The 26,041-nt window shown below is 64.6% G+C and carries 24 protein-coding genes and 1 pseudogene; 13 read left to right on the top strand and 12 right to left on the bottom strand.

What is annotated here, in order from left to right; all coding sequences use genetic code 11:
- Positions 1-138 precede the first annotated feature (138 nt).
- Positions 139-504 (top strand): hypothetical protein, encoded by a 366-nt coding sequence (locus ACXAEH_RS13330; protein WP_475033405.1) that lies wholly within the window; start codon positions 139-141, stop codon positions 502-504.
- Positions 505-524: 20 nt separating this feature from the next.
- Here ACXAEH_RS13330 and ACXAEH_RS13325 read toward each other — a convergent pair whose 3' ends face one another.
- Complete coding sequence (locus tag ACXAEH_RS13325; protein ID WP_475033404.1) at positions 525-1,010, bottom strand: flavodoxin family protein; 486 nt, start codon at positions 1,008-1,010, stop codon at positions 525-527.
- 132 nt (positions 1,011-1,142) lie between these two features.
- A complete protein-coding gene (locus ACXAEH_RS13320) occupies positions 1,143-1,325 on the bottom strand; it encodes a zinc-finger domain-containing protein (protein ID WP_475033403.1) in 183 nt (60 codons plus the stop codon).
- A gap of 71 nt (positions 1,326-1,396) precedes the next feature.
- Between ACXAEH_RS13320 and ACXAEH_RS13315 the strand changes: the two genes are divergently transcribed.
- Positions 1,397-2,326 (top strand): ABC transporter ATP-binding protein, encoded by a 930-nt coding sequence (locus ACXAEH_RS13315; RefSeq protein ID WP_475033401.1) that lies wholly within the window; start codon positions 1,397-1,399, stop codon positions 2,324-2,326.
- 210 nt (positions 2,327-2,536) lie between these two features.
- Here the strand turns inward: ACXAEH_RS13315 and ACXAEH_RS13310 are convergent, their stop codons facing one another.
- The 6 genes from ACXAEH_RS13310 to dctP form a co-directional block, all read right to left on the bottom strand.
- Complete coding sequence (locus tag ACXAEH_RS13310; protein ID WP_475033399.1) at positions 2,537-2,950, bottom strand: universal stress protein; 414 nt, start codon at positions 2,948-2,950, stop codon at positions 2,537-2,539.
- Between the two features lie 70 nt (positions 2,951-3,020).
- A complete protein-coding gene (locus ACXAEH_RS13305) occupies positions 3,021-4,535 on the bottom strand; it encodes a malonate--CoA ligase (RefSeq protein WP_475033397.1) in 1,515 nt (504 codons plus the stop codon).
- A gap of 15 nt (positions 4,536-4,550) precedes the next feature.
- Positions 4,551-5,795: a malonyl-CoA decarboxylase gene (locus ACXAEH_RS13300; RefSeq protein ID WP_475033396.1), complete on the bottom strand. Its 1,245-nt coding sequence runs from the start codon at positions 5,793-5,795 to the stop codon at positions 4,551-4,553.
- Positions 5,792-7,108, bottom strand: coding sequence for a TRAP transporter large permease (locus ACXAEH_RS13295; protein ID WP_475033395.1), 1,317 nt, complete (start codon positions 7,106-7,108; stop codon positions 5,792-5,794). Before ACXAEH_RS13295 ends, ACXAEH_RS13300 begins: the two co-directional genes overlap by 4 nt.
- A 5-nt stretch (positions 7,109-7,113) precedes the next feature.
- Positions 7,114-7,656 (bottom strand): TRAP transporter small permease, encoded by a 543-nt coding sequence (locus ACXAEH_RS13290; RefSeq protein WP_475033393.1) that lies wholly within the window; start codon positions 7,654-7,656, stop codon positions 7,114-7,116.
- 79 nt (positions 7,657-7,735) lie between these two features.
- Positions 7,736-8,722: a TRAP transporter substrate-binding protein DctP gene (gene dctP, locus ACXAEH_RS13285; RefSeq protein WP_475033391.1), complete on the bottom strand. Its 987-nt coding sequence runs from the start codon at positions 8,720-8,722 to the stop codon at positions 7,736-7,738.
- Positions 8,723-8,859: 137 nt separating this feature from the next.
- On the opposite strand from dctP, the gene ACXAEH_RS13280 reads away from it, so the two are divergent.
- The 4 genes and pseudogenes from ACXAEH_RS13280 (at position 8,860) to ACXAEH_RS13265 (ending at position 12,464) form a co-directional block, all read left to right on the top strand.
- Entirely contained in the window at positions 8,860-9,516 is a 657-nt protein-coding gene (locus ACXAEH_RS13280; RefSeq protein ID WP_475033389.1) for a GntR family transcriptional regulator, read from the top strand.
- Between the two features lie 201 nt (positions 9,517-9,717).
- Positions 9,718-10,368 (top strand): annotated as a pseudogene (locus tag ACXAEH_RS13275) (tyrosine-type recombinase/integrase).
- Positions 10,369-10,397: 29 nt separating this feature from the next.
- Positions 10,398-10,670 carry a hypothetical protein gene (locus ACXAEH_RS13270; RefSeq protein WP_475033387.1) on the top strand — a complete coding sequence of 91 codons (273 nt, stop codon included), beginning with the start codon at positions 10,398-10,400 and terminating at the stop codon, positions 10,668-10,670.
- 222 nt (positions 10,671-10,892) lie between these two features.
- Positions 10,893-12,464: a calcium-binding protein gene (locus tag ACXAEH_RS13265; protein WP_475033385.1), complete on the top strand. Its 1,572-nt coding sequence runs from the start codon at positions 10,893-10,895 to the stop codon at positions 12,462-12,464.
- 332 nt (positions 12,465-12,796) lie between these two features.
- Here the strand turns inward: ACXAEH_RS13265 and ACXAEH_RS13260 are convergent, their stop codons facing one another.
- On the bottom strand, positions 12,797-13,261 hold the full coding sequence (locus ACXAEH_RS13260; RefSeq protein WP_475033383.1) for a DUF1203 domain-containing protein: 465 nt from the start codon (positions 13,259-13,261) through the stop codon (positions 12,797-12,799).
- Positions 13,262-13,486: 225 nt separating this feature from the next.
- Between ACXAEH_RS13260 and ACXAEH_RS13255 the strand changes: the two genes are divergently transcribed.
- The 7 genes from ACXAEH_RS13255 (at position 13,487) to ACXAEH_RS13225 (ending at position 23,799) form a co-directional block, all read left to right on the top strand.
- A complete protein-coding gene (locus ACXAEH_RS13255; protein WP_475035575.1) occupies positions 13,487-16,414 on the top strand; it encodes an error-prone DNA polymerase in 2,928 nt (975 codons plus the stop codon).
- 282 nt (positions 16,415-16,696) lie between these two features.
- Positions 16,697-18,214, top strand: coding sequence for a 2,3-bisphosphoglycerate-independent phosphoglycerate mutase (gpmI, locus tag ACXAEH_RS13250; protein ID WP_475033381.1), 1,518 nt, complete (start codon positions 16,697-16,699; stop codon positions 18,212-18,214).
- On the top strand, positions 18,211-19,344 hold the full coding sequence (locus ACXAEH_RS13245; RefSeq protein ID WP_475033379.1) for a murein hydrolase activator EnvC family protein: 1,134 nt from the start codon (positions 18,211-18,213) through the stop codon (positions 19,342-19,344). The genes gpmI and ACXAEH_RS13245 overlap by 4 nt, the downstream gene beginning before the upstream one ends.
- Before the next feature lie 7 nt (positions 19,345-19,351).
- On the top strand, positions 19,352-20,683 hold the full coding sequence (locus tag ACXAEH_RS13240) for a S41 family peptidase (protein WP_475033378.1): 1,332 nt from the start codon (positions 19,352-19,354) through the stop codon (positions 20,681-20,683).
- 587 nt (positions 20,684-21,270) lie between these two features.
- The gene (locus tag ACXAEH_RS13235; protein WP_475033376.1) at positions 21,271-21,912 is read left to right on the top strand and encodes a LysE family translocator; all 642 of its coding nucleotides are present in this window, start codon (positions 21,271-21,273) and stop codon (positions 21,910-21,912) included.
- Positions 21,913-21,994: 82 nt separating this feature from the next.
- A complete protein-coding gene (locus ACXAEH_RS13230; protein ID WP_475033375.1) occupies positions 21,995-23,059 on the top strand; it encodes a bifunctional transcriptional activator/DNA repair enzyme AdaA in 1,065 nt (354 codons plus the stop codon).
- Positions 23,056-23,799, top strand: a complete 744-nt coding sequence (locus ACXAEH_RS13225; RefSeq protein ID WP_475033374.1) for an isocitrate lyase/PEP mutase family protein — start codon at positions 23,056-23,058, stop codon at positions 23,797-23,799. Before ACXAEH_RS13230 ends, ACXAEH_RS13225 begins: the two co-directional genes overlap by 4 nt.
- An 18-nt stretch (positions 23,800-23,817) precedes the next feature.
- Here the strand turns inward: ACXAEH_RS13225 and ACXAEH_RS13220 are convergent, their stop codons facing one another.
- The 3 genes from ACXAEH_RS13220 to ACXAEH_RS13210 form a co-directional block, all read right to left on the bottom strand.
- On the bottom strand, positions 23,818-24,195 hold the full coding sequence (locus ACXAEH_RS13220; RefSeq protein ID WP_475033371.1) for a hypothetical protein: 378 nt from the start codon (positions 24,193-24,195) through the stop codon (positions 23,818-23,820).
- Positions 24,196-24,236: 41 nt separating this feature from the next.
- On the bottom strand, positions 24,237-24,998 hold the full coding sequence (locus ACXAEH_RS13215) for a DUF6478 family protein (protein WP_475033370.1): 762 nt from the start codon (positions 24,996-24,998) through the stop codon (positions 24,237-24,239).
- Positions 24,999-25,117: 119 nt separating this feature from the next.
- Positions 25,118-25,915 (bottom strand): hypothetical protein, encoded by a 798-nt coding sequence (locus ACXAEH_RS13210; RefSeq protein WP_475033369.1) that lies wholly within the window; start codon positions 25,913-25,915, stop codon positions 25,118-25,120.
- Positions 25,916-26,041: the final 126 nt, after the last annotated feature.

Raw genomic sequence — 26,041 nt, 5'->3', positions numbered from 1 at the left:
CAGTATCCAGCCGCCATCCGCAATCGCCCTGTTGCCCGCTGCTGCCACCGGCATGGGCACAATCCGGCGCACAGGGATGTGATCCGCCGCCGCGGCCCGGCAGTTGCCCCCGCGCAGCCCCCGTGCCTATCTGATCCCATGCGATGGATTTTTCTCATGGGCTTGCTTGCGGCGCTGTCCGGCTGCCGCGGCGACGTCCGGATGCTCACGGCTGAGGAAATGCGGGCGTTCTTCACCCATGACCGCAAGATCGCCTTCACCCGGCTGGCGTTTGCCGGCTCAGCCGTTCTGCGGACAAACGGCACGTTTGAAGTCATAGTGCCGCGTCTGGGTGAGGACACTGGGCACTGGTGGCTGGACGGCAACCGTATCTGCAGCCGCTGGGCAGAGTTCCGCCGCGGCCAGGAGCTGTGCGCCCTTGCCGGAGAGTTGCCGGATGGCACCTACCGTGCGATGTATGCCGCCTCCGGCACCCGGCTCGGGGATTTCTGGTTCGTCGATTGAGCGTTAAGCCCGGATGGGACTCAAAATACACCCATCGCCAGCCCCGCGCCCAGGGCTAGCCCCAGCTCGCGGCAGGCCTCCAGCTGATCCTCCGGGATCGCCTTTTCCGCCAAAATGGCCTCCGGCGTCTGCGCATGGGTGCAGATAATCAGCGGCTTCTGCACCTCTTTCAGGCGCCAGCCGGTGGCAATCCGGGCGCATTGGCGGGCGGCGTTCTCCCCGTCGGAGCCGGCACAGACCATCTGCGCATAAGGCCGCCCCTCAATCCTTCCCAGCACCGGGTAATAGCAGCGGTCAAAGAATTCCTTCATCATGCCGGACAGGGCCGCCAGGTTCTCCGGAGCGCAGAAGAGATAGCCATCCGCCGCCAGCAAATCCTCCGGCCCGGCAACTTCTGCCCGCTTCAGCACGGTTTCAATCTCGCTGCGCGCCGCCGCAAACGCCGCCTCCGCCATCTGCCGGCTGCCGCCGGTGCGCGAGTGATACACGATCAGAAGCTGTGCCATATCCGCGATCCGTTTGTATTGTCCCTGCGGGACCCTACCGGGCGCAGGCAAATTTCTTGCAAAGAAATTTAGCCGGAAAATTTGAATTTTCCGGCTCCCGGACGCCGCCGTTGCAGCCCTGCGCGGCCCGGATCACTCCGCCGCCTTGGCCGCGTCCTCATAGATGAACTTGCAGTCGCAATAGGGGCATTCGACCCAGCCCTGCTCCTCCGGGATCTGCAGATAGACCCGCGGATGCCCCAGCGCGCCTTCGCTGCCGTCGCAGGCCACCTTGCGGCTGTTCACGATCCTGGTTTCCGGCGCGTCTGTGCTCATGGCTGGCAGTCCTTTCACTTTTCGGCTAGGCGCATTTATGAGCCATGGAAAAACCGGGGGCAAGGGCCGCGATGTCTGCTGACGCAATCCGTATCGAAGCTTTGCGTAAAACCTACGGCGGGCGCAAAGGCCAGCCGGAGAAACAGGCGCTGAAAGGCGTCGATCTGACGGTGCCGCGCGGCTCTGTCTTCGGCCTGCTGGGGCCCAATGGCGCGGGCAAGTCGACGATGATCAACATCCTGGCCGGCCTGGTGCGCAAGACCTCGGGCAAGGTGACGATCTGGGGTTTTGACCAGGACGCAAACCCGCGCCAGAGCCGGGCTGCCATCGGGGTGATGCCGCAGGAGCTGAACCTGGACCCGTTCTTCACCCCGCGCGGCGCGCTGGAGGTGCAGGCGGGTCTCTACGGCGTGCCCAAAACCGAACGCCACAGCGACGAAATCCTGTCGATGATCGGCCTCCAGGACAAGGCTGAGGCCTATGCCCGCACGCTGTCGGGCGGCATGCGGCGGCGCCTGCTGCTGGGCAAGGCGCTGGTCCACCGTCCTTCTGTGCTGGTGCTGGACGAGCCGACGGCGGGCGTCGACATCGAGCTGCGCCAGATGCTGTGGGAGAACATCCGCAAACTGAACGCGCAAGGCATGACCATCATCCTCACCACCCATTACCTGGAGGAAGCCGAGGAGATGTGCGACGAGATCGCCATCATCAACCAGGGCGAAGTGGTCGCGCGTGATTCCACTGCCAGCCTGCTGGGCCGGCTGGACGCCAAGACCATGGTGATACAGCCTGCGGTGCCGGTCACGGAACTGCCGCAGGGCGACGGCATTGAGGCCGGCCTGCGCCCCGACGGCACGGTTGCCTTACGCTACCGCAGCCGCATGACCAGCGCCGAGGACGTGCTGGGCGCGGTCCACGCCGCGGGCATTTCGATCCGCGACGTGAAGACGGAAGAGGCGGATCTGGAGGATGTCTTCCTGTCGCTGACCAAGGCGGGGTGAGGGGCCGCCTCAGCCCAGTGATCAGGTTGCCGGACCTTGCTGACATTCGCTGCGTGCGCAACATCGTTTCATTGGAGCGTCAGCTTTGAACACGAAAGCAACCATTGCAAACGCGCGTTCACCGGTCCGGGCAAAAGGGTTCGGCCTTCCCGGCACCGTCCGGCGGCCGAAATGACGCATCACGATGCGGCTTCCCCGAAAGGCAAGCCTTCACCGGACTACGTGAACTGAGCACCGTGCCTGGCGCACGACGCGTGCAGCTGTGGAACCAAGGAAAAGATCCTGCATTCCTGGCCGATGGCTGGCCAGGACGATGCAATCCTTCGCGTTCTCCCCGGCGTAATCGAGGATGCTGCGGGCGCTGTGGCCTTCCACCACCACGATCTCCGCATCCGGCAGGTCTCTTGCGAGGGGGGCAAGTTTTCCGGTGACGGTTGAGCGCGCGGTTTCCAGGTGGTCCGCCGGCAGCTGGTCGCTGGCATACTGCGGCAGCTGCTCCAGCACGTGCAGCACGGTGATCCGCCCGCCGCTGGCGCGGAGGGCGTTGGCAATTTCCAAGGCCTGGGCGGCATTCCGGCCGGCTTCAAAGAAAACCGGGACCAGGATGTTGTTGTATTTCGGCATAGTATCTTTCTCCGGCAAAAGGGCGGCAGGCGCTCCACCGGGCGGAGGCGCCTGCCCAGGGAGAGGAGGGTCAGGACGCGAACATGCTCTTGTAAGCGTCGCGCAGGATGTTTTTCTGCACCTTGCCCATGGTGTTGCGGGGCAGCTCATCCAGCAGGATCAGCTGGCGCGGGTGCTTGAAACGGGCCAGTGCCTGGCGCACCGCCTCCATCATGGCGTCCAGATCGGGGGACTGGCCCGGTTCAGCGATGACAATTCCCAGCACGGTTTCGCCGAAATCCGGGTGCGGCACACCGATCACCGCGCTTTCCAGCACGCCGGGCTGGTCGTCCAGCACCAGCTCAATCTCCTTGGGATAGATGTTGTAGCCGCCCGAGATGATGAGGTCCTTGTTGCGGCCGACGATATGGACATAGCCGTCTTTGTCGATCTTGCCGAGGTCGCCGGTGATGAAGAACCCGTCTTCGCGCAGTTCGGCAGCGGTTTTCTCCGGCATCTGCCAATAGCCTTTGAACACATTGGGGCCGCGCACCTCGATCTGGCCGACCTCGCCCTGCGGCAGGGCTTCGCCGCTGGCCGGATCGGTGATTTTCAGCTCCACCCCCGGCAGCGGAAAGCCGACAGTGCCGGCGCGGCGGTGGCCTTCAAAGGGGTTGGAGGTGTTCATGTTGGTTTCGGTCATGCCGTAGCGTTCGAGGATGCGGTGGCCGGTGCGTTCTTCGAACTGGACATGGGTTTCCGCCAGCAGCGGCGCCGAGCCGGAGACGAACAGCCGCATATGGCCGGTCAGCTCGCGTGTAAAACGGTCATCGCCCAGGAGGCGGGTGTAGAAGGTCGGTACCCCCATCAGGCTGGTCGCCTGCGGCATGTGCAGCAGCACCGCGTCGAGGTCGAATTTCGGCATGAATATCAGGCTGCCGCCCGCCGCCAGCGTGACATTGGTGGCGACGAACAGCCCGTGGGTGTGGAAGATCGGCAACGCGTGCAGCAGCACGTCGTCCGCCGTAAAGCGCCACTCCTGCGCCAGGGTCTCGGCGTTTGACAGCAGATTGTTCTGGGTCAGCATCGCCCCCTTGGAACGGCCGGTGGTGCCGGAGGTGTAGAGAAAGGCGGCGAGGTCATCGCCGTCGCGCTCAACTGTGGCAAAGGAGACCGGCATGGCGGCGGCCTGGTCCATCAGGGTGCCGGAGCCGTCGGCGTTCAGCGTCTCGATCCCGGCGCCAAGCTGTTTGGCGATGGGGGCCAGGGTGGCCTCGCTGCGGGCATCGCAGATCACCACCGAGGCGCCGCTGTTTTCGATGAAGTAGGTGAGTTCGTCGGCGGTGTAAGCTGTGTTCAAGGGCAGGAAGATCAGCCCGGCCTGGGCGCAGGCAGCATAAAGCGCCAGAGCTTCAGGGGATTTCTCCACCTGCGCCGCGACCCGGTCACCCGGTTTCAGCCCGGTCTGGGCCAGGACATTGGCGATCTGGGCGGCCATGCCGAGGAAGTCCTGATGGGTGATCACCTCGCCGTTCAGCAGATGCAGGAAGGGCGTGGCCTTGCCGGCGTGGATGCCGAAAAGCCGGTCAAACAATGGATTTGCCATGGGGTTTTGCCTTTCTTAAGCCTGTGGGCTGGCGGATGCCGCAAGGGTTTGCACTTCAGGAGAGGCCACCACCTCCCGGGTGGCGGCGAAGTGCTCGTGGTTCTGGGCGGTTTTCTTGAGGTCGTAGAGATAGTTGACCATGGCGCCGCCGGACTGGGCGCGGCCTTTGTCCGAGGTGTCGGCATCGGCATGGACTGCATGCACAATGGCGCCGTTGCCCAGGTGGAAGCGGGCGACCGGGTCGTAGGGCAGCCCGCCCTTGCCCTTTGCCGTCAGCAGGTAGCGGGCGGCGGTGGCGCGCATGTCTTCCGGGTTTTCCTCGTCCCAGGCGAGGCCCTCCTGTTTCAGCCATTTGGTCAGTCCGGGGATGGGCGAGAGGGTGACGAAAGTATCAAGCCCCGACAGTTCCGCAGCCAGATCGCTGGCCACCTGCTTGATCAGCGAGTTGCCGAAAGAGATGCTGGCCAGCCCGGCCTGGCAGTTGGAAATCGAATAGAATACTGCGGTGGTGGAGTCTTCGGCGGGCATCGCCTCGCGGTCCTCGGCCAGCAGCGCTTGGACCGAGCCGGGAATGCCCTTGGTCAGGGCCACTTCGACAAAGATCAGCGGCTCGTCCGGCATTGACGGGTGGAAGAAGGCAAAGCAGCGCCGGTCCGAGGGCTCCAGCCGGCGGCGCAGGTCGTCCCAGCTGCCGATGGCGTGCACCGCCTCGTAGGCGATGATTTTTTCCAGGATATGGGCCGGGCTTTCCCAGCTGATCGGGCGCAGCACCAGGAAGCCGCGGTTGAACCAGCTGGCAAAAAGGTGGCGGAAATCGAGGTCCAGCGCCTCCAGTTCCGGCTCGCCCCGGCCCAGCCGCAGCAGGTCCGCCCGCATCCGCACCAGAGCGCCGGTGGCATTGGGCACCCGGTTCAGGCGGCGGATCAGCTCCTGCCGGCGCGGCTCGGAAGCCTCCATAAAGGCGCGGTATGTGGCCTTGGAAGGGTTCTTCTCGTAGGCCTCCAGCGTTTGGCGGACGGTTTCGGGGGCGATGTTCATGCCGGTGGCAAGCTGGCGGAAGAAGGCGGATTTGCCCTCGTCCTCCAGCGCGGCAAAGCGGGTCAGGATTTGCTCTGCCAAAGCCAGCCCCGAGGTTTCCCCGGTGGAGCCGACCAGCGCGCCGGCCAGCTCCTCCAGCGGGCGGCCGTCCGGTTCCGCGGCGGCCTCGCGGCGCTGGCGCCGCTCGAACACCGTGGACAGGAGATCAGCCAAGAGGGTCATAGCGCCGCTCCCATCACCAGATCCGGCAGCCAGGTGGCCAGGCCCGGGAACAGGCAGAGGAGGACAATCGCCACCACCATGCAGGCCACGAAGGGCAGCGAGCCGGTAAGGATGGTCTTCAGCGAGATGTCCGGGGCAATGCCGTTGATCACATAGAGGTTGAGGCCGACTGGTGGAGAGATCAGGCCGATTTCCATGTTGATGGTCAGCACCACGGCAAACCAGATCGGATCAAAGCCCGCGGTGGTGATGATCGGCAAGAGGATCGGCGCCGCCATCAGGATCACCGCAACCGGCGGCAGGAAGAAGCCGGCAATCAGCAGGAACACATTGACCGCCCCCATCAGCACCCAGCGGTTCACATCCAGCGTGCCGATCCATTCGGCAATCGCCTGGGTGATGAACAGCGAGGACAGCATGTAGGAGAACACACCGGCGGCAGCGATGATGAACAGAATCATCACGCTTTCCTTGGTGCTGTCGCGCAGCACCACCCACAGATCGCGCGGGTTCCACAGTTTGTAGATGATCATCGCGATCATCAGGCACAGCAGCGCGCCGACCGCAGCGGTCTCGGACGGTGTGGCGATGCCGCCGTACATGGCGTAGAGCACGCCGAGGATGATCGCCAGGAAGGGCAGAACGCGGGGCAGGATCTCGAACCGCTGGCTCCAGGTGTAGCTGCCCGAGCCAAGGCGGGTGGCATCGCCCGAACGCCAGGTCGAGTAGAGCGACCAGGCCATGAACAGGCCGACCAGCATCAGCCCCGGGATCACGCCGGCCAGGAACAGGCGGCCGATCGAAGTCTCAGTTGCGATGCCGTAGACGATCATGGTGACCGAGGGCGGGATCAGGATACCCAGCGTGCCGCCCGCAGCGATGGAGCCGGCCGCGACGCCGTCCGGATAGCCGCGCTTGCGCATCTCGGGGATGCCCATCTTGCCGATGGCAGCGCAGGTTGCGGGCGAGGAACCGGACATGGCGGCAAACAGCGCGCAGGCGCCGAGGTTGGAGACCACCAGCCCGCCGGGAATGCGGGTCAGCCAGCGCTCCAGCGCCTCATAAAGGTCGGCGCCGGCCCGGGTCGAGGCAATCGAGGCCCCCATGATGATGAACATCGGGATCGACAGCAGGGCAAAGTTGTCGAGCTTGCCGAACAGGATTTCCGGCATCAGCTCCAGCGAGCGGGGGCCGTCAAAGATGATCAGGAAACCGGCGGAGACAATCAGCAGGCCAATGGCCACGGAGACGCCGGAGAACAGTACGAGAATGGTGGCCAGCGCCACAATGCCGCCAAGCAGAAGCGGGTCCATCGGCTTTACTCCAGTCCAAAGGGTTTATCGATACCGGTCAGCACGGCCACCAGATCTGCAACCAGTTGCAGCAGCAGCAGGCCGAACCCGACAGGGATCGCAAGATAGGGGATCCACAGACGCACGCCCCAGACGGTGTCCGACCGCCAGCCGCGCTCCCAGGCGAAATGCCAGTATTCAAAGCCGTACCACAGCATGATTGCGACGATGACGATCGACAGCACCGCGGTCAGCACTGCCAGAGCGAAACGCCCGCGGGGCGCCAGCGACAGCGGGATCAGGTCGACATTCACATGGCCGCGTAGGCGCTGCACATAAGGCAGACCCACCAGGGTGGCGGCGATGATCAAATAGATTACGGCCTCGGTCTGCCAGATAGTGGAGCCGTTCAGCACAAAACGCACCACGATCATCTGGCAGGTGATGGCGACCGCGGCGACGATCATGCCGGCCGAGCACCAGCCCGCAAGGGTCGAAAGCGCCGCGACCAGGCGGAGAAAGGGATTGTTGCCGGCATGGGCAATGGCTGCATTGCTATGGCTGGCCATCATCGCCTCCCGTTGTTGAAGAAGTTGTGGGGGAGCGGAGCGGCGCAAGGGCCGCTCCGGCGGCAGTCAGGCGAGGGGGTCACTCAACTGCCAGCGCCAGGTCGAGCAGTGTCTGCCCGTCCGGAACCTCATCGACGAACTTCTGGTAGGAGGTCTCCATCGCCAGCTTGCGCCAGGCTTCGAAATCCTCGGCCGACATCTCCGCGATCTCGACACCGGCATCGGCAAAGATCTTGGCGGAGGCGGCGTCCTGTTTCTTGGCCTCTTCCAGATAGAAGGCCTGCGCCTTTTCAGAGGCCGCCAGCAGGGCGTTCTGCTGCTCTTCGCTGAGGCCGTCAAAGGTGCGCTTGTTCATCAAGAGCGGCTGATACATGAACCACAGCGCCACATCGCCTGCGGGGGTGTAGCAGCTGACCTGCTCGTAGATCCGGTAGGAAACGAAGGACGAGGAGGACGTATTCGCGGCCTGCAGAACGCCGGTCTGCATGGCGTTGTAGATCTCGGAAGACGCCATCGATGCAATTGATGCACTTGCACCGGCCAGCATCTGTTCAAACGATTTGCCGGCCGCGCGGGTTTGCAATCCTTTCACGTCCTCGGGCTTGGTGATGCACTTGTCCTTGCCGGCAAAACCGCCTGCCAGGTAGCCATGCACCAGCACCATCACGTCGTCTTCAGCCATCTTGGCCTCCAACGCTTCCATGAAAGGCGAGTCGCTGAGGCGCGCAGCGTGGTCGTGGTTCTTCACCAGTCCCGGCATCAGGGTAAGGTTATAGGCAGGCTGCTGGCCGCCGGCATAGGAAAGCGGCAGCACCGTCATGTCCAGCTGGCCGCGGCTCAGCGGCTTATATTGCTCGCGCGGTTTGAACAGCGATTTCGAGCCGAAGATCTTGATGTTCAGATCCACATCCGCAGCAGCCACCTCGTCGGCGACGATCTGGGCGACCTGATGGCGGATGTCCTTATTGGACCATTGATGCGACAGGCGCAGCTCGGTTGCGTTTGCCAGGCTGCCCGCGGCAGCAAGCGCCAGTCCGGCCACGGCGGCCTTCAAAACAGATTTCATTTTTTCCTCCCTAAAAATTCTCCTGGCGGACCAGGGGATGGCAAAAGGGTAAACGCTCTTTGTTTTTCAAGTCAATGTTTTTGTATACAAGAATGCCAAGGTTGAATTTTCACCGCGCCGTGAGTAAACCTGAAAGCATGGAACAACGCCGCGCCGACAACATCGCCGAGCAGCTGGAAGAGCTGATTTTCAACGGGACTTTTGCCGATGGCGACCGGCTGGACGAAGTCCGGCTGGCCCAGCAGTTCGGCGTCTCGCGCACACCGCTTCGCGAAGCCTTTCAACGGCTTGCCCTGTCCGGCCTGGTCGAGCTGATCCCCCGCCGCGGCGCCTTTGTGCGCCAGCCCGGACCGGTGGAGCTGATGGAGATGTTCGAAGTGATGGCGGAACTGGAGGCGGTTTGCGGCAGGCTTGCTGCGCTGCGGATTTCCGAGGAGGCGCTTGAGGAGCTGCGGGACGCCAATTCAAACTGCCAGGCCGCAGTCGATGCCCGCGACTCGGACGCCTACTATGCCGAGAACGAGCGCTTCCATAAAATCATCTATCAGCAATCCGGTAACGGCTTCCTGGCACAGGAAGCCGCCAAGCTGCACAAGCGGCTGAAGCCGTTCCGCCGCCAGCAGCTGCGCTTCCGCGGCCGGATGGCACAGTCGATGGCCGAACACGAGCATATTGTTCGAGCACTGGAAATGGGCACATCAGATCTTGCTGCTGATACGCTCCGGGAACACGTGGCTGTCCAAGGTGAGAAGTTCCATCAGTTGATGGCCACTTTAAAGAATGCCGCTGAATAGAATGCCACCAAGCTTCCACCCCAGGGCAACGTCTGCTTGACGCAGTTCACGTAGTGCTGCGCGTGCAAAGATTGGCGCTAACGTTATCGTCTGGTTTGGGCTGATCTGTAACCATTTAAAGATCGGCCTTCATCGTGTTGCTCTGAATTGCCAATGACGGATTGGCGATGCGGCGGAACGTGGCGGATCGGAGGAGCCGCCATGACTATTGCAAACCTGCCAGCCATGCGTACCTGCCGGCCCGCCTGGAACAAGGGGCGGGTCTTGGGCAAAAGCGTCCTTTGATGCCGAAACATGTTTGGGCCATCCGTGAACGATTGGAAATCGCGGAGAACCATCGCGAACTGGCTCTCTTCAATCTGGCCGTAAACAGCAAATTGCGCGGTTGCGGCCCCGTGAATCTGAAGGTCGCAGATGTGTTCGCCTCTGGTCAGGTCAAAGAACGCGCCTCGATCATTCAGAGCAAAACGCAGCGGCCGGTCAGATATGAGATCACTGACGGAACGCGCAACTCGATTATGCGGCGGATGAAGGAACCTCTTTTGATCGGGTCCGAATACCTCTGGCCGGGGCGGTTTCACGAGCGGCTGCATATTTCGACGCGCCAATACGCACGCCTGGTCCGCGAATGGGTCAAGTCATCGGCCTGGATCCGGCTTCCTGCGGAACACATTCGATGAAGCGGACCTAAGTTGCCTGCATCTACCGGAAAACCGGCAATCTGCGGCGGTCCAGCTTCTTCTTGGGCACACCAGGATGGACAGCACAGTCAGGTATCTCGGGGGTGAGCTCGAGGATGCCCTAGCAATCTCTGAAGCCATTGAGGTCCAGCTGCAAAGGGCCGCCGGCTGAGGCGGCCCTTTGCAGCCTTCCACCGGTGCGTGCCGATGCTGCGCGGTGCGGCCTGTCAGAGGAGGTGCATGGTTCGGGATCAGGCGAACTCTCACACCCGGGACTTTCCGGCCATTCGCCGCATGTGCAACTTTATAGCCGCCGAGCCGCAGCAAGCCGTTCTGTCCAAAGTCCGCTTCCCTTGCTGCAAAACCGCTATGGCCAGCCGCACGCTTCAGCAGCTTTTCAATGTCCATTTCGGACAACGCACCGTGGCCGCGCAGGTGGCAGAGATCGGGATGGTGATCCGCAGCATTCTCTAAGAATTCTGCTTTCATGGTTCAAACCAGAGCCCTGTTCGGCTCAGCGGCGGAGGGGTGCTGAGTTTCGAACGCCTGCGACGGGTGATAAGTGGAGAGAAAGGAAGTATTGCAAACTTTTGGCGAATACCACTAGATTGCGCCAAAATCTGTTGTTTCGGCTTTAGGGTGTGCCTGCAAGGGCTTCTCAACGGACCGGGAGCATTTTAAAGCAAGGAAATTGTAGTGACGCATTTGATTTCCCCCCTGGCACAGGCGGCTGGTCTGGTTGTGAATGGAACCGCCGGCGATGACAGCTTTCTCGAAGGCAACTCCGAAAACGATACAATCAACGGGTTTGGTGGAAACGACAATCTTTTCGGCTGGGCGGGGAACGACAGTCTTCTCGGGGGCAACGGCAACGATTATCTGTCCGGCGGAGATGGTGATGATTATCTCAATCCCGGTGACAATGTTATCGGCGGCTGGGATCATGTAAACACAGGTCGTGGGAACGACACCGTTGATCTTTCGGATATGACCTCCGGCACTGCCTGGCTGACATTGTCGCTGACCTCTCACAACGGCACGCCGGAGACGCAGGGTGTAACCGCCACAATTGATGGCGCCACCAACTATGGCTATATCGACAAGGGGCCCGGGCACGGTTCAACGACCATATTGAGTGTCAATAACGCCTTGATCCCCAGCGAGCTGGATGGAGGTATCGGACTGAGTGGAACAGCATTCTCCGATACCTTCAATATCAACGCCGGAAATAGCGGCTGGATCTCCGTCAGAGGCGGCGAAGGACAGGATATTTACAACCTGACCGTCAGCGGCGGAAACATTAGGCTGGAATTCAACGCCGCAACAAATGCCATTGAAGTTGACCTGAAAACCGGTGTCATTGCCGATGACGGATATGGCAACCGGGAAGTCATCAACACCGTTGAGGCCGTTTCGGAAATCCGGGGCTCGGATCATTCGGACAGCATCATCGGCAGTGGCCGCGATGAACGGTTCATCCTGCAACAAGGCGCCGATACCCTGGATGGCGGCGGCGGCTCTGACACTGTGCGCTATGACCGTAACGGTGTGGACGCTGTTACCGTGGATTTGCAGCAAGGCACCGCCACAGGGGTCTGGCAGGAGGCTGCATTCTCACATGAGCTGACCCGCATTGAGAATGTGATTGGATCGCGTTTCTCGGACGACCGTATCAGCGGCACAGGCGGGCGCAATACCCTGCAAGGCCGCAGCGGTGACGACACGCTGATTGGCCGCGGCGGCAGCGACGAGCTGATCGGAGGCAATGGCAACGACCTGCTGAAAGGCGGCAATGGGAAGGATGTCCTGACCGGAGACGGCCCGGTCAGTTACTTTATTGCCGATGGAACACCGTTAAAGAACACCGGCAGGGACACCCTGGATGGCGGCGGCGGCAATGACCTTCTCCTGGGCGGCGCCGGTGCGGATGTCCTGAAGGGCGGCGGCGGGCGCGACCGCCTGAAAGGCGGCTCCGGCAAGGACAAGCTGGCCGGGGGCGCAGGCAACGACCGGCTGGAAGGCGGCGGCGGCAGCGACACCTTCGCGTTCAGCCGGGGGAACGACACAATCAGCGATTTCAACACGGTCAATAACCGCGAAGACATAGATCTGAGCAAGGTTGCCAGCATCACCGGTTTCCAGGATCTGATGAACAACCATGTGACCGAAGAAAATGGCAGCGTGATCATTTCAGATGATTCCGGCAACACCCTGACGCTGGCCGGGGTTGACCTTGCTGACTTGGATCGGGGCGATTTCATTTTTTGATCCGGAAGAACCTTTACAAGCGGTAATCCATCAGAAAATTGCCCATGCGCACCTCCGGAGACCTGCCGGCCAGCTGGTCTTCTTTGCCAATGCTCCTCCACACCAGTCAACTCTCCTTCTGTAGTTCCTGGCCAAGATGCTTGCATTGGTAATTCGGGCCGGCCGAACGGCAGTCCCGGGAAAGGTTCGTCAGCTACAGGAAAGTCCCCAGTTTAACGGGGCAGGACCAATGAAGCCCAGGCATGAAGCCAGCGAGCGGCAATGGCAGGTATGGGCTCAGTGCTGCCATTGGCTGACGGAGTGAGACACCGCCGCCGCCCCCCGCTCTTCGGTCACCCCCGGTCAATCCGCGCCTGGTAGCAGTTGTTGCGCGAGGAGCGGATGTGGATGTAGTCCACGCGCCCGTCCGCAAAGATCTCCTCTGCCCGGGCCATCATCTCCGCCTGCGCAATGACAATGCCGGTGCCATAGACGATGCGGTCCTCCGCGCTGTAGCCCTTGATCAGGTAGTCGGGAGAGCCGGTCAGCATCTCCGGCAGCGCCTCCCCGTCATGCCGCGCGCAGTGATCTGCACACAGGAAGATCGGCCCGGTTTCGGCATAGGGCTGCGCCTCGGGGAAGGGGCGGTGGGCCAGGACCAGCATTTCCGCGCCTTCGGGAATGTATGTCAGGCAATGGCGGCAGGGGTTGCCGCCGCCATCCGAGACGGCGCGCTCCGGGGGGCGGCCATAGGCATCGGTGCCGCCCGCTTGCAGGGCGCGGACCTCTTCGGTTGGCAGGGCGGTGATCTTGGTCATGCTGAAACTCCTTTGCTGCTTGGACCATGCCTCAACGGGCTGGAGCTGATCGACCCGTTTCTTGCGCATCCGGCAGGGGGGCTCTCCCGCCCGCCGCGCAGGCATTGAAATGCTTTTCGGCGGTTGGGCGTGGCGCCGCGCAGGCGCGCGGCGCGGCACCGCATTCCGGCAGAGGCCGTTCAGGGTGACTCCACATGGGAACAAAACGGGAATATCATGCAATTCATGTTTGCCGAATTCGCCTGTCTTTCCAACTTCACCTTCCTCACCGGCGCCTCCCATCCGGAGGAATATGCGGTGCGGGCGCTGGAGCTGGGGCTGGGGGCGGTGGCGATTGCCGATGAGAACTCGGTGGCGGGCATCGTGCGGGCCCATGCGGAATGCGCGGATATTGCCCGGCGGGCGGCTGAGCGGCAGGCCTGGGACCGGCAGAACACTCCCATCGGGCCGCCGTGCCCGGAAGGCATCGCGCCGCCGCGCTCCTTTCCCGTGTATGGCACCCTGCGGCTGATCCCGGCAGCGCGGCTGGTCTTTACCGATGCGCCGGAAGTGATCGCGCTGCCGCGGACCCGTGCCGGCTGGGGCAGCCTGACGCGGCTGTTGTCCACCGGGCGGCTGAGGGCGGAAAAGGGCAGCTGTACCCTGCATCTCTCCGACCTTCTGGAGTTTGCGGAGGGCCTCCACCTGCTGCTGTTGCCGCAGGCGCAGCATCAGCCCGGCGGCGCGGGCGGGTGGGGGCCGCATATGGACGGGCTGACGCGCCGCTTTGGCGGGCGGATGCACCTCATGATGGCGCCTGCCTATGACGGCGGCGACCGGCTGCGCTTTGCCGGGCTCTCCGCCTTGGCCGAACGTTTCAACTTGCCGCCGCTGGCCAGCGCCGCGCCGCGCATGCACCACGGCCGCCGCCGCCGCCTCGGTGATGTGCTCAGCGCCATCCGCCTGCGCTGCAAGGTCGAGGCCTTGGGCCGCGCCGCCATGGCCAACGGCGAGCAGCGGCTGCGCTCTGAGGCCGAAATGCGCCGCCTGTTCCGCGGCTATGAGCAGGCGGTGGACAACGCCGCCCGGCTGGCAGAGCAGCTCACCTTCTCGCTGGATGAGCTGCGCTATGACTACCCGGATGAGGGCAGCGCTGAGGAAACCCCGCCGCAGCGGCTCAGGCGCCTCGCCGAAGAAGGTCTGCAATGGCGCTACCCGGGCGGCGCGCCGGACAAGGTGCACGCGCTTCTGGAGCATGAGCTGGCGCTGATCGCCAAGCTGAAATACGACCCCTATTTCCTCACCGTGCGCGACATCGTCGCCTTTGCCCGCTCCCGCGGGATCCTGTGCCAGGGGCGGGGATCGGCGGCGAACTCGGTGGTCTGCTACTGCCTGGGCGTCACCTCGGTCAGCCCGGAGCTGGGCACCATGGTGTTCGAACGCTTCGTCTCTGAAGCCCGCGACGAGCCGCCCGACATCGACGTCGACTTCGAGCACGAGCGGCGCGAGGAGGTGATCCAATGGATCTATGAGCGCTACGGCCGCCACCGGGCCGGCCTCTGTGCGACGGTGATCCACTACCGCGGCAAGCGCGCCATCCGCGAGGTCGGCCGCGCCATGGGGCTCACGGAGGACACCATCTCCGCCATGTCCTCGCAGCTCTGGGGCTTCTTCAGCGCCAAGGGCGTGGAGGCCGAGCGGATGCGCGAGATCGGCCTCGACCCAAACAGCCGCCGCCTGCAGCTGACCCTGCAGCTGGTGGAGGAGATCATCGGCTTTCCCCGGCATCTATCCCAGCATGTGGGCGGTTTCATCATCACCCAAGGCAGGCTCGATGAGCTGGTGCCCATTGAAAACGCCACCATGGAGGGGCGCACGGTGATCTGCTGGGACAAGGACGACATCGACACGCTGGGCATCCTCAAGGTCGATGTGCTGTCCCTGGGCATGCTCACCTGCATCCGCAAGGCGTTTGATCTGATGCAGCAGCACCACCAGCTGGACTACAGCCTGGCCACCCTGCCGCCCGAGGATCCGGCGGTCTACACCATGCTGTGCCGGGCCGACAGCATCGGGGTCTTCCAAGTGGAGAGCCGGGCGCAGATGAACTTCCTGCCCAGGATGAAGCCGCGCCAGTTTTATGACCTGGTGATCGAGGTCGCCATCGTCCGCCCCGGCCCGATCCAGGGCGACATGGTGCACCCCTATATCCGCCGCCGCAATGGCGAGGAGCCGGTGCATTTCCCCTCTGACGCGCTGGGCGAGGTGCTGGGCAAGACCCTCGGCGTGCCGCTGTTTCAGGAGCAGGCGATGCAGATCGCCATTGTCGGTGCAGGTTTCACGCCCGAGCAGGCCGACCGCCTGCGCCGCTCGCTTGCGACCTTCAAGAAACACGGCAATGTCAGCGAATTCCGCAGCCTGTTCCTGCGCGGCATGGCAAAGAATGGCTATGACGCCGAGTTCTCCGAACGCTGCTTTTCCCAGATCGAGGGCTTCGGCTCCTACGGCTTCCCGGAAAGCCACGCCGCCAGTTTTGCTCTGCTGGTTTATGCCTCCGCCTGGATCAAGTGCCACCACCCGGGCATCTTTGCCTGCGCGCTCCTGAACGCCCAGCCGATGGGGTTCTACGCGCCCGCGCAGATCGTCCGCGACGCCCGCGCCCATGGCGTCGAGGTGCGCCCGGTCTGCATCAACAACTCCTACTGGGACAACGCGATGGAGCCTGACGGCCACGGCGGGCTGGCGCTGCGGCTGGGGTTCCGGCAGGTGAAGGGCCTGCGCGACGAGGACGCCGCCTGGCTGACCGCGGCGCGCGGCAACGGCTACACGGAGGTCGAGGACGTCTGGCGCAAGGCGGGTCTGGCGCCGCCGGTGATCGAGCGGCTGGCCGAGGCCGATGCCTTTGCCGCCCTTGGCCTCAACCGGCGCGCGGCCTTGTGGGCCGCCAAGGCCATCACCGCCCGCAAACCCCTGCCGCTGTTTGCCCGCGAGCTGGAGGGCGAAGCGATCTATGAGCCGGACGCCGACCTGCCGCAGATGGGCCTGGGCGAGGAGGTGGTGGAGGATTACGTCGCCATGCGCCTGTCCCTGCGGGCGCATCCGGTGGCGCTGATCCGGCATCTGCTGACGCCGCAGAACCCGGGCGGCGGTGCCGGGGGCGGAGCGGGGGATTGAGTATTTGGGGAAAGATGAAAGGAGCGGTTGCGGCATTGCCGGGCCGGGGGGGCTTGGCGGCCCGGCAGCGAAGGCAGCGATGCCGCAGAACGCCGGCGGGGCGGGAACGGGGCAGGGCGGCATTTGAGGATTTGGGCAAAGAAGAAGCAGGCAGGGGGATTTTGCCCTGCTCCGGGGCCTGATAACGCCAACTGTGGCAGGAATGCCGGTTCACCCCGGCGCGGCGAGGCGTTAGAAGGCTTGCGAAGATTGCCCAACAATGCCCTGCCCCGGAGCCTCAACATGACCGCACCCAAACCCGTTGTCCTGTGCATCCTTGATGGCTGGGGCAGTGGCGCGCCGGGCAAGGCAAACGCGCCTTACCTTGCCGAAACGCCTGCCTTTGATGCGATCATGGCCAAGGGGCCGGCCGCCAGGCTGATCACCCACGGGCCGGACGTGGGGCTGCCGACCGGGCAGATGGGCAACTCGGAAGTGGGCCACACCAACATTGGCGCGGGCCGGGTGGTGGCGATGGATCTGGGCCAGATCGACCTGGCGATCGAGGACGGGTCGTTCTTTGACAACGCAGCCCTGCAGGGTTTTATCAGGCAGCTGAAGGAAAGCGGCGGTGCGGCGCATCTGATGGGGCTGGTTTCCGACGGCGGCGTGCATGGCCATATCAGCCATATCCTGGCCGCGGTGAAGGCGGTGACCGATGCCGGCGTGCCGGTCTGGCTGCACGCCATCACCGATGGCCGCGACGTGGCGCCGAAATCGGCCTTTACCCATTTCCGCAGGCTGGAAGAAAGGCTGCCCGAAGGCGCCCGCATCGCCACTGTCACCGGGCGCTATTTTGCGATGGACCGCGACAACCGCTGGGAGCGGGTCAGCGAGGCCTATGACGCGATGATCCACGCCAAGGGGCGCAGCGCATCCAGCGCGCATGGGGCGGTGGACCATGCCTATAACCAGTCCGAGACCGATGAGTTCATCGCCGCCACCGTGCTGGCGGGCTATGAAGGCGTGCAGGATGGCGACGGGTTATTCTGCCTGAATTTCCGTGCCGACCGGGCGCGTGAGATCCTGCGGGCCATTGGCGAGCCGGGGTTTGCGGAGTTTGAGCTGGGCGCGCGCCCCAGGCTGGCGGGCCTGCTGGGCATGGTGGAATATTCCGACGGCCACAACGGCTATATGACCACCTGCTACCCCAAGGCCGAGATCGTCAACACGCTGGGCGCCTGGGTCGCCAAGCAGGGCAAGCGCCAGTTCCGCCTGGCCGAGACCGAGAAATACCCGCATGTGACCTTCTTCCTGAACGGCGGCAAGGAAGCGCCGGAAGAGGGCGAGGACCGGTTCATGCCGAAGTCGCCCAAGGTGGCGACCTATGATCTGCAGCCGGAGATGTCGGCGCCGGAAGTGACGGAGAAATTCGTCGAGGCGATCGAGGCGGGGTATGACCTGATTGTCACCAATTACGCCAACCCGGACATGGTCGGCCATACCGGCGACATCAAGGCGGCGGTGCTGGCTTGCGAGGCGGTGGACCGGGGGCTGGCGCAGGTTGTTGAAGCGCTGGAAAAGGCGGGCGGCGCGATGATCGTCACTGCCGACCATGGCAATTGCGAGGTGATGGTGGATCCCGAAACCGGCGGCGCCCATACCGCCCATACACTCAATCTGGTGCCGGTGGCGCTGGTCGGCGGGCCGGAAGGCGCGCGCTTGCGCGACGGGCGGCTGGCGGATCTGGCGCCGACCATCCTGGAGTTGATGGGCCTTGAGAAACCGGCGGAGATGACCGGGGAGAGCCTGCTGTCATGATCCTGCGGGCGGGCCTCCTGTTGCTGGCACTGCTGGCCGCGCCGCTGCAATCCGCAGCGGATCCGGCCGGGGCCGCGCGGGAGGCGGCAGCGCAGCTTGAGGCGGCCTCGGTGCAGTTGCAGCAGGCGGACAGCTCCCGCGACCGGGTGAAGGCGCTGACCTCCACCGTGCAGGCGTTCGAGGCCGGGCTGGCGGCGATGCGCGACGGTTTGCGGCGGGTGGCGCGGCGGGAGGCGCAGCTGAGTGCGCAGCTGGCGGCGCGGCAGGAGGAGGTCTCGGGCCTGCTGGGCATCATCCAGACCATTGAAACCTCGCCGCCGCCGGTCTTGATGGTGCATCCTTCGGGGCCCCTGGGGGCGGCGCGCTCGGCGATGATGCTGGCGGAGGTGACGCCGGCGCTGCAGGCCAAGGCGCAATCGCTGAAGGTGGATCTGGACGAGGTGCAGAGCTTGCGCCTGTTGCAGCAGAACGCGGCGCAGACCCTGGAAAAGGGGCTGGCGGGGGTGCAGAGCGCGCGGGTGCAGCTGTCAACCGCCATTGCCGACCGCACGACTTTGCCGAAGCGCTTTACCGCTGATCCGGTGCGCACCGCGATCCTGATTTCCTCGACCGAGACGCTGTCGGGCTTTGCTGACGGGCTGGCCGAGATTGCCGGCGGCGAGATTGCCGAAACCAGCGCCGACATCAGCGATCTGCGCGGCTCCCTGCCGCTGCCGGTCGAAGGCTTGGTGCTGCGTGGCTATGGCGAACGCGATGCCGCGGGCATTGCCCGCCCGGGCCTGCTGGTGGCCGCGCGGCCGCGGGCGCTGGTCACCGCGCCGACGGCGGCCACCATCCGCTACCGCGGGCCGCTCTTGGACCTTGGCAATGTGGTGATTCTGGAGCCGCAGCCGGAAACCCTGTTTGTGCTGTCGGGCCTGGCCGAGGTGTTCGGCGAGGCGGGGCAGGTGATCCCCGAGGGCACCCCCGTTGGCCTGATGAGCGGAGAAAATCCGGAACCGGACGCAATTCTGTCACTTAGCGGTGAAGGGGGTGGAACTGACCGGACAGAAACGCTCTATATAGAAGTGAGAATGGACAACAGCCCGGTGGACCCGGAAACATGGTTCCGCACTGGAAAAGGTGGATGAAGGCTTGATGAAAAAATTTGCGATGGCCGCCCTGGGCGGCACGCTGGCAGGGATCGTTGCAACAACCTATGTCGCAGGCCCCTTGCTGGCCCAGGAAGGCGCGCGCGAGGCCAATGTCTATGAGCAGCTGGACCTGTTCGGCGATATCTTCGAGCGCATCCGCGCGCAATATGTCGAGGAGGTCGACGAGAAAGAGCTGATCGAGGCGGCCATTGGCGGCATGCTGACCTCGCTGGACCCGCATTCCAGCTATCTCTCGCCGGATGATGCCAGCCGGATGCGGGTGCAGACCCGCGGCGAGTTCGGCGGCTTGGGCATCGAAGTCACCCAGGAAGAGGGCTTTGTCAAAGTTGTCTCGCCGATCGACGGCACCCCGGCGGATGAGGCCGGCATGGAAGCCGGCGATTTCATCACCCATGTGGACGGTGAAAGCGTGCTGGGCCTGTCGCTGGACGAGGCGGTCAACCTGATGCGCGGGCCGGTCGGCTCGGAGATCGTGATCACCGTGGTGCGCGAGGGCGAGGATGAGCCGTTCGACGTCTCCATCATCCGCGACACCATCAAGCTGACCGCGGTGCGCGGCCGCACCGAGGGCGACACCGTGGTGATGCGGATCACCACCTTCAACGACCAGACCACGCCGAACCTGGAATCGGGGCTGAAAAAGCAGATCGAGGAAGCCGGCGGCATGGATAACGTCAACGGCATCGTATTGGACCTGCGCAACAACCCGGGCGGGCTCTTGACCCAGGCGATCAGGGTGGCCGACAGCTTCCTGGAGTCGGGTGAAATCGTCTCGACCCGCGGCCGCAACCCGGAAGACGGCGAGCGCTTCAACGCCACCCCGGGCGATCTGGCCGATGGCAAGCCGATTGTGGTGCTGATCAACGGCGGCTCGGCTTCGGCCTCCGAGATTGTGGCCGGTGCGCTGCAGGACCACCGCCGTGCCATCGTGGTGGGCACCAAATCGTTCGGCAAGGGTTCGGTCCAGACCGTGATGCCGCTGAAGGGCGAGGGCGCCATGCGTCTGACCACCGCGCGCTATTACACGCCGTCGGGCCGATCGATCCAGGCGCTGGGCGTCAGCCCCGACATCGTGGTGGAACAGCCCCGCCGCACCGCCTCGGCCGAGGAGGAGGAAAACGCCACCCGCCGCTCGCGGTCCGAAGCCGACCTGCGCGGCAGCCTGAACAATGACAGTTTGAGCGAGGATGAGATCCGCCAGATCGAAGCCGACCGCGAGAAGGCCGAGAAAGCCGCCGAGCTGCGCGAGCAGGATTACCAGCTGGCCTATGCCATCGACATCCTGAAGGGGCTGGTGGCGCTGGGGCCGAAGTAAGCGCGCGCCTGGATGCCGCATGAAAGGGGCCGCCCGCGGGGGCGGCCTTTTTTGTTTGCGGTCCGCGGGCCGGGGGCAGAATGGCGGCGGCGCTGGAAGGGGGCGTTGCCCCCTCAGGCCTGGCGGCCTTCACCCCCAGAGTATTTGGGACCAGAAAGAAGCGGCGGGGGCTGGGCCTGCTGCGCGCAGCAGCAAGAGCCGCCGGGGCGCGGGCCCGGGCGGTTGTGCCAATGTCTGCTGCCGTCTGTTTGGCGCGGATCCAAAGAGGATGGCGGCGCCGCCGGGGGAGGTGGACAGACCCCGCGGGGCCTGCTCGGACAAGCATGCTTGCACAACCCCCTTTTTATCGGGGCCGGTCTCCGGGTGTTGCGCAGCCAGCCACACAGATGGCTGCGCCTTGTATCATGGCCTATGCGCGGGGCCATGGCGGGGGATCGCGATCAGGAGCAGTCTGGCAGAGAGCCATGAGGATCGCGTGAAAGGGGCGTACGCTGGCTGCGCAACACCTGCGTGCCTGCCCCGCTATCCGCTTGCCCGCAGCGGGCAGGCTGCTAGGGTCGCCGCGATTCGGAATTCAGGATAGCCCCATGGACCTGCTTGCCCCGCTGATTGCCTATTCCATCGCCTTGTCGCTTGCCGCAGTCATTCCCGGACCGGGGGTGGCGGGGCTGGTCGGGCAATCGCTGGGCAGCGGGCTGAAGGTCTCGCTGGTGTTCCTGGCGGGCATCGCGCTGGGCGATGTGGTTTATCTGACTGTTGCCATCGCCGGCCTGGCCGCGGTTGCGCAGCTGTTCTCCGGCGCGCTGCTGGCGGTCAAGCTGCTGGGCGGGGCCTATCTGGTCTATCTGGCCTATAAGTTCTGGCGCAGCGAGGCGGGGCTGACGGCGGTTGCGGGGGCTGCGCAGCGCAGGCCGGCCAAGACCTTTCTGTCCGGCTTTGCGCTGACGCTGGGCAATCCCAAGACGATCATCTTCTACCTGGCGCTGCTGCCGGCCGTCATCGACCTGGAGGCGGTTGGCCTTGGCCAATGGGCGGCGCTGAGCGTTCTGACGGTGCTGGTGCTGTTTGCAACGCTGAGCCCCTATGCGCTGCTGGCTTCGGGGGCGCGGCAGCTGATGGCGCGGGGGGATGCGCTGCAGACCCTGAACCGTTTTGCGGCCGCAATCATCGGCAGCACCGGTGTCTTCATCCTGGGCCAGGCGGCAACGGCGGTTGTCCGGCGGGCATGAGGCCGGGGCCGATCAACGGGTTTTGAACATCAACGCCCGATCTTCGGCGCCTAAGCGGGACTTGCTGGGCTAAGCTTGCCGCATGATGTTTGACCTGCCTGATTCCCGGACCCTGTACCAAGCGCTGATCACCCGTGATGCGGCTTATGAGGGGCGCGCCTATGTGGGCGTCACCTCCACCGGCATTTTCTGCCGGCTGACCTGCCCGGCGCGCAATCCCAAGTTTGAGAACTGCCGGTTCTATGCCACGCCGGGCGAGTGCATTGAGGCGGGGTTCCGTGCCTGCAAGCGCTGCAAGCCGCTGGCGGCGGCGGCCGGGGATGATCCGGTGGTGCAGGACCTGCTGGCGCGGCTGGAGGACCGGCCCGCCTACCGCTGGGGCGAGGGGGATCTGGTGCGGCTGGGGCTGGATGCGTCGACCGTGCGGCGGGCCTTCAAGCGGCATTTCGGCATGACCTTTCTGGAGATGGCGCGGCAGCGGCGGCTGCGCGAGGGGTTCACCGCGCTGAAGGCCGGCGAGCCGGTGATTGCGGCGCAGATCGATGCCGGGTTTGAAAGCGCCAGCGCTTTCCGCGCGGCCTTTGCGAAACTGGTGGGGATTGCGCCCGGTGCCTTCCGCAAGGATGCGCTGCTGCTGGCGGATTGGATCGACACGCCGCTGGGCGCGATGATTGCGATCAGCTGTGCCCATCAGCTGCATCTCTTGGAGTTTGCCGACCGCAAGGCGCTGCCGCGCGAAGTGGCGAAGCTGCAAAAGGCGCAGCCCGGGGGGCTGGGCTTTGGCCGTCCGGCGCCGACGGAGCAGATCGCCGAAGAGCTGCGCCGGTTTTTTGCCGGCGAGGGCGCGGCGTTTGAGACCCCGCTGGCGCTGCACGGCACCGGATTTGAACGTGAGGTCTGGCGCTATCTGCTGACGATCCCGGCGGGGGAGACCCGCAGCTATTCGCAGATCGCGCGGGAGCTGGGGCGGGCCTCGGCCACGCGGGCGGTGGCCCGCGCCAATGGCAGCAACCAATTGGCCCTGGTAGTGCCCTGCCACCGGGTGCTGTCGGCGGATGGATCGCTGACGGGGTATGGCGGCGGCTTGTGGCGCAAGCAGCGGCTGATTGAGATTGAAACAGGCTACAGACAGAGGATTTCTGCATGACATATTCCGACCGCGCCCGCGCCTTTGCGGCGCTGCATCAGCCCGGCAACCCGGTGGTTTTGTATAACATCTGGGATGCGGGCAGCGCCAAGGCAATTGCCGGGGCGGGCGCCCGGGCGCTGGCCACCGGCAGCTATCCGGTGGCGGCGGCGCAGGGGTTTCCAGACGGCGAGCAGATCCCGCTGGAGTTTGTCTTGGGCAATGCCGAACGGATCATCGCGGCCACCGATCTGCCGGTGACGATTGACTTCGAGGGCGGCTATGCCCGCGCGCCGGAGCAGCTGAGTGCCAATGTGAAGCGGCTGGCGGAGACCGGTGCGGTGGGGCTCAACTTCGAGGACCAGGTGGTCGGCGGTGAGAGGTTTTACAGCATCGAGGAGCAGGCAGGCCGTGTGGCTGCGGTGCGGGCGGGGCATGCGGAGATTTTTGTGAACGCGCGGACCGATCTGTTTTTGAAGGAAAAGGACGGATCAAAACACGCCGGTCTGATCGGCGAGGCGCTGGAGCGCGGGGCGGCTTATGCCGAGGCCGGAGGCAATGGCTTCTTTGTGCCCGGCCTGACGGATCCGGACCTGATTGCCAAGGTCTGCGAGGGCTGTGCGCTGCCGGTCAACACGATGATGCGCGGCATCACGCTGGAGGCGGCGCGGCAGGCCGGTGTGGCGCGCTGCAGCTATGGCCCGATCCCGCACGCGAAACTGATGCAGGTGCTGGCGGAGCATTTCCAGGCGCTGGAATAGGCGCTTGGGGGGCTGACCCTACATCGTTTCCAGGCAGTGGCGGCGGAAGGCGCGTTTGAGCATGTCCAGCTCGGCACGCAGCAGCTCCACCTCGGCGCGCAGGTCATCCGCCACGGCCTCGCCCGCGATCAGGGTGAAATCGCCCAGGCGGGTGCTGTCAGCCCCATCAAAGATCACAAAGGTCTGCACCCCGTCGGCCAGCGCCTCTGCCGGCACCGGCACCGAGATGGTCCAGTTGCCGCCGGACTGGCCCTCTTCCAGCTGCACGTCCTTGACCGGCTGGTCCTGGAACATCACCGTGATGTCCGGCCGGGCGCCGCTGGCGGGGGCGTTGCTGATCTGGCCCTCCCAGATGCCGTTGCGGAAGCGGATTTTGGTCAGTGTCAGGTCGCTCATGTCAAATCGCTCATGTCAGGCTGCGCATGGGGGCTGTCTCCTCAGATCGCCGCGCGGCGGTGGCGCGAGAAGGTCAGGTCGCGCAGGATGATCTGGTTCAGGTCCGGCGCCTCGAAGATCAGGTCGAGCCAGATCTTCTCGATCCGTTTCTCGTTCAGCTTGGAATAGGCCAGGTCGAATTCCACCACGATGTTCTTTCCCTCCATCGGCAGCTCGCGCACGATCTGTTCGGTGTTGGGGCCGTGCTGGATGTTGAGGCGGGCGAAGATCTCGATCGGTTTTTCGGATTCGATGATGCTGTCGATGCGCAACAGGTGCTGGCGCGTCATGCCCTCGGCCGCGGCTGGCGGCAGGTCGATGACCACCGACAGGAAGGAGCCGTCGAATTTGAACACATCCATGCGCAGGCCGAAGGGGGCGAGGTCCTCTTCGCGGGTGTTTCTGAGCTGGCGCAGGGTGAGTTCGGAGAATTCGCAATCGTGGAACAGCTGCACTTCTTCGCCCAGCCTGGCCTTGGCCGGGACTGAGGACAGGCCGCGTTCGGGCAAGGGGCCGCGCCACAGCTCCGGGCGCCAGGACCAGTCGGTGCCATGCGGGCGCGGAAAGAAGGAAGAGCCGATCTGCGGCAGCGCCAGGCGGCCGTCGGCGGTGTGGATCAGCCGGTCCAGATGGGTGCGCAGCTGGCGCGCCTGATTGCGCTGGCGGCGCAGCTCGGACAGGGGCGCGCGGGCCGAGTCTTCGGCCGCAGCACGCCAGCGGCGCAGGCTGCGCAGGTGCATCAGCCGGTCCATGATCCTGCCCATCGTGCGCCCTCTTGCCTTGTTCTTGTTCCGTTGCCTGTCTTGCCCTTTGCGTTCTGCAGCGGGCGCTGGCGGCAGTTTAGCCGCTGGCGGCCATTGAAATAAACCGGCAATCCACCGGTTCAGCCGGTGATTTTGGCCGGCGCGGATGCTTGTGCCGCGGTTTCGGGCGCCGCGGGCCGGGCCTGCGGGCGCAGCGACCGTGCCGGGCCTTTGGGCAGGATCGCGCCTGCGGCCTCCAGGTCCGGCAGGGTCGAGGCCTCCAGCGAGCGGTGGGTGACCTCATTCAAAAGCGCCGCCCCCTGGCTGCCAAGCGCGCGGCTGCCCTCGGGTGCGTAGAGCGCCAGGGCGATCAGGTGGCGGTCCAGCACAAAGGCGCCGCGCCAATGGACCGGGCTGGCGCCTTCAGCCACGGCACCGGCGGCCTCCAGCTTGATCATCGGCAAGAGCTGGTCCTCGCGGGTTTCCAGCAGCTTGGCCTTGGGGAACATTGCCGCGATATCCTTGGCCTGCGGGGCGGCGGCATCCTGGGCGGCGGGCCCGATCGAGGCGGTCAGCACCGCCGCCTTGCGGGCGCCGAACCAGTTGCGCCGGTCCAGCCGGCTGCACATGGCGATCAGGGCAAAGCCGCCGTCGCTGCCGGCCTTGCTGCTGCGGCGGTCGAAGCAATAGCTTTCGGGTGCGGCCAGCAGCACATCGCCGCCGGCAAAGGACATCACCTGGCCGCTGAGCCTGGGGGCGGGACCCGGGTCGCGGGCCGCAAAAGTGAGGCCCTTGACCTGCCCGGGCGCCTGGCTGCAGGCGGCCAGCGCCAGTGCTGCCAATGCGGCGGCGGCTGTCTTGATGAGGCGCCCAAGCCCGGGCGCATGTTCGCCGGCTGGCGGAAAAAGCGCGGGTTTCCCGTCGTTTGTCCTGGTCACTGCTGGCCCTGCCTGTGTTTTTGTTTTGCAAAATCATTAGGAGGCGGCCGTTCCGGCGGCAAGTGTGAACAGAAGCTGCCGGCGCATGGCTTGCCATGGCGTTGCAGCAATGCATAACGTGGCCGG

It is taken from the genome of Leisingera sp. ABM4_060, from assembly GCF_056158765.1.
This window is presented reverse-complemented; position numbering and strand designations above follow the sequence as displayed.

What these genes read in the sequence shown, in the direction of transcription:
- ACXAEH_RS13330 (WP_475033405.1), top strand. Translation starts at nt 139, where the DNA reads ATGCGATGGATTTTTCTCATGGGCTTGCTTGCGGCGCTGTCCGGCTGC.
- ACXAEH_RS13325 (WP_475033404.1), bottom strand. Translation starts at nt 1,010, where the DNA reads ATGGCACAGCTTCTGATCGTGTATCACTCGCGCACCGGCGGCAGCCGG.
- ACXAEH_RS13320 (WP_475033403.1), bottom strand. Translation starts at nt 1,325, where the DNA reads ATGAGCACAGACGCGCCGGAAACCAGGATCGTGAACAGCCGCAAGGTG.
- ACXAEH_RS13315 (WP_475033401.1), top strand. Translation starts at nt 1,397, where the DNA reads ATGTCTGCTGACGCAATCCGTATCGAAGCTTTGCGTAAAACCTACGGC.
- ACXAEH_RS13310 (WP_475033399.1), bottom strand. Translation starts at nt 2,950, where the DNA reads ATGCCGAAATACAACAACATCCTGGTCCCGGTTTTCTTTGAAGCCGGC.
- ACXAEH_RS13305 (WP_475033397.1), bottom strand. Translation starts at nt 4,535, where the DNA reads ATGGCAAATCCATTGTTTGACCGGCTTTTCGGCATCCACGCCGGCAAG.
- ACXAEH_RS13300 (WP_475033396.1), bottom strand. Translation starts at nt 5,795, where the DNA reads ATGACCCTCTTGGCTGATCTCCTGTCCACGGTGTTCGAGCGGCGCCAG.
- ACXAEH_RS13295 (WP_475033395.1), bottom strand. Translation starts at nt 7,108, where the DNA reads ATGGACCCGCTTCTGCTTGGCGGCATTGTGGCGCTGGCCACCATTCTC.
- ACXAEH_RS13290 (WP_475033393.1), bottom strand. Translation starts at nt 7,656, where the DNA reads ATGGCCAGCCATAGCAATGCAGCCATTGCCCATGCCGGCAACAATCCC.
- dctP (WP_475033391.1), bottom strand. Translation starts at nt 8,722, where the DNA reads ATGAAATCTGTTTTGAAGGCCGCCGTGGCCGGACTGGCGCTTGCTGCC.
- ACXAEH_RS13280 (WP_475033389.1), top strand. Translation starts at nt 8,860, where the DNA reads ATGGAACAACGCCGCGCCGACAACATCGCCGAGCAGCTGGAAGAGCTG.
- ACXAEH_RS13260 (WP_475033383.1), bottom strand. Translation starts at nt 13,261, where the DNA reads ATGACCAAGATCACCGCCCTGCCAACCGAAGAGGTCCGCGCCCTGCAA.
- ACXAEH_RS13255 (WP_475035575.1), top strand. Translation starts at nt 13,487, where the DNA reads ATGTTTGCCGAATTCGCCTGTCTTTCCAACTTCACCTTCCTCACCGGC.
- gpmI (WP_475033381.1), top strand. Translation starts at nt 16,697, where the DNA reads ATGACCGCACCCAAACCCGTTGTCCTGTGCATCCTTGATGGCTGGGGC.
- ACXAEH_RS13245 (WP_475033379.1), top strand. Translation starts at nt 18,211, where the DNA reads ATGATCCTGCGGGCGGGCCTCCTGTTGCTGGCACTGCTGGCCGCGCCG.
- ACXAEH_RS13240 (WP_475033378.1), top strand. Translation starts at nt 19,352, where the DNA reads ATGAAAAAATTTGCGATGGCCGCCCTGGGCGGCACGCTGGCAGGGATC.
- ACXAEH_RS13235 (WP_475033376.1), top strand. Translation starts at nt 21,271, where the DNA reads ATGGACCTGCTTGCCCCGCTGATTGCCTATTCCATCGCCTTGTCGCTT.
- ACXAEH_RS13230 (WP_475033375.1), top strand. Translation starts at nt 21,995, where the DNA reads ATGATGTTTGACCTGCCTGATTCCCGGACCCTGTACCAAGCGCTGATC.
- ACXAEH_RS13225 (WP_475033374.1), top strand. Translation starts at nt 23,056, where the DNA reads ATGACATATTCCGACCGCGCCCGCGCCTTTGCGGCGCTGCATCAGCCC.
- ACXAEH_RS13220 (WP_475033371.1), bottom strand. Translation starts at nt 24,195, where the DNA reads ATGAGCGACCTGACACTGACCAAAATCCGCTTCCGCAACGGCATCTGG.
- ACXAEH_RS13215 (WP_475033370.1), bottom strand. Translation starts at nt 24,998, where the DNA reads ATGGGCAGGATCATGGACCGGCTGATGCACCTGCGCAGCCTGCGCCGC.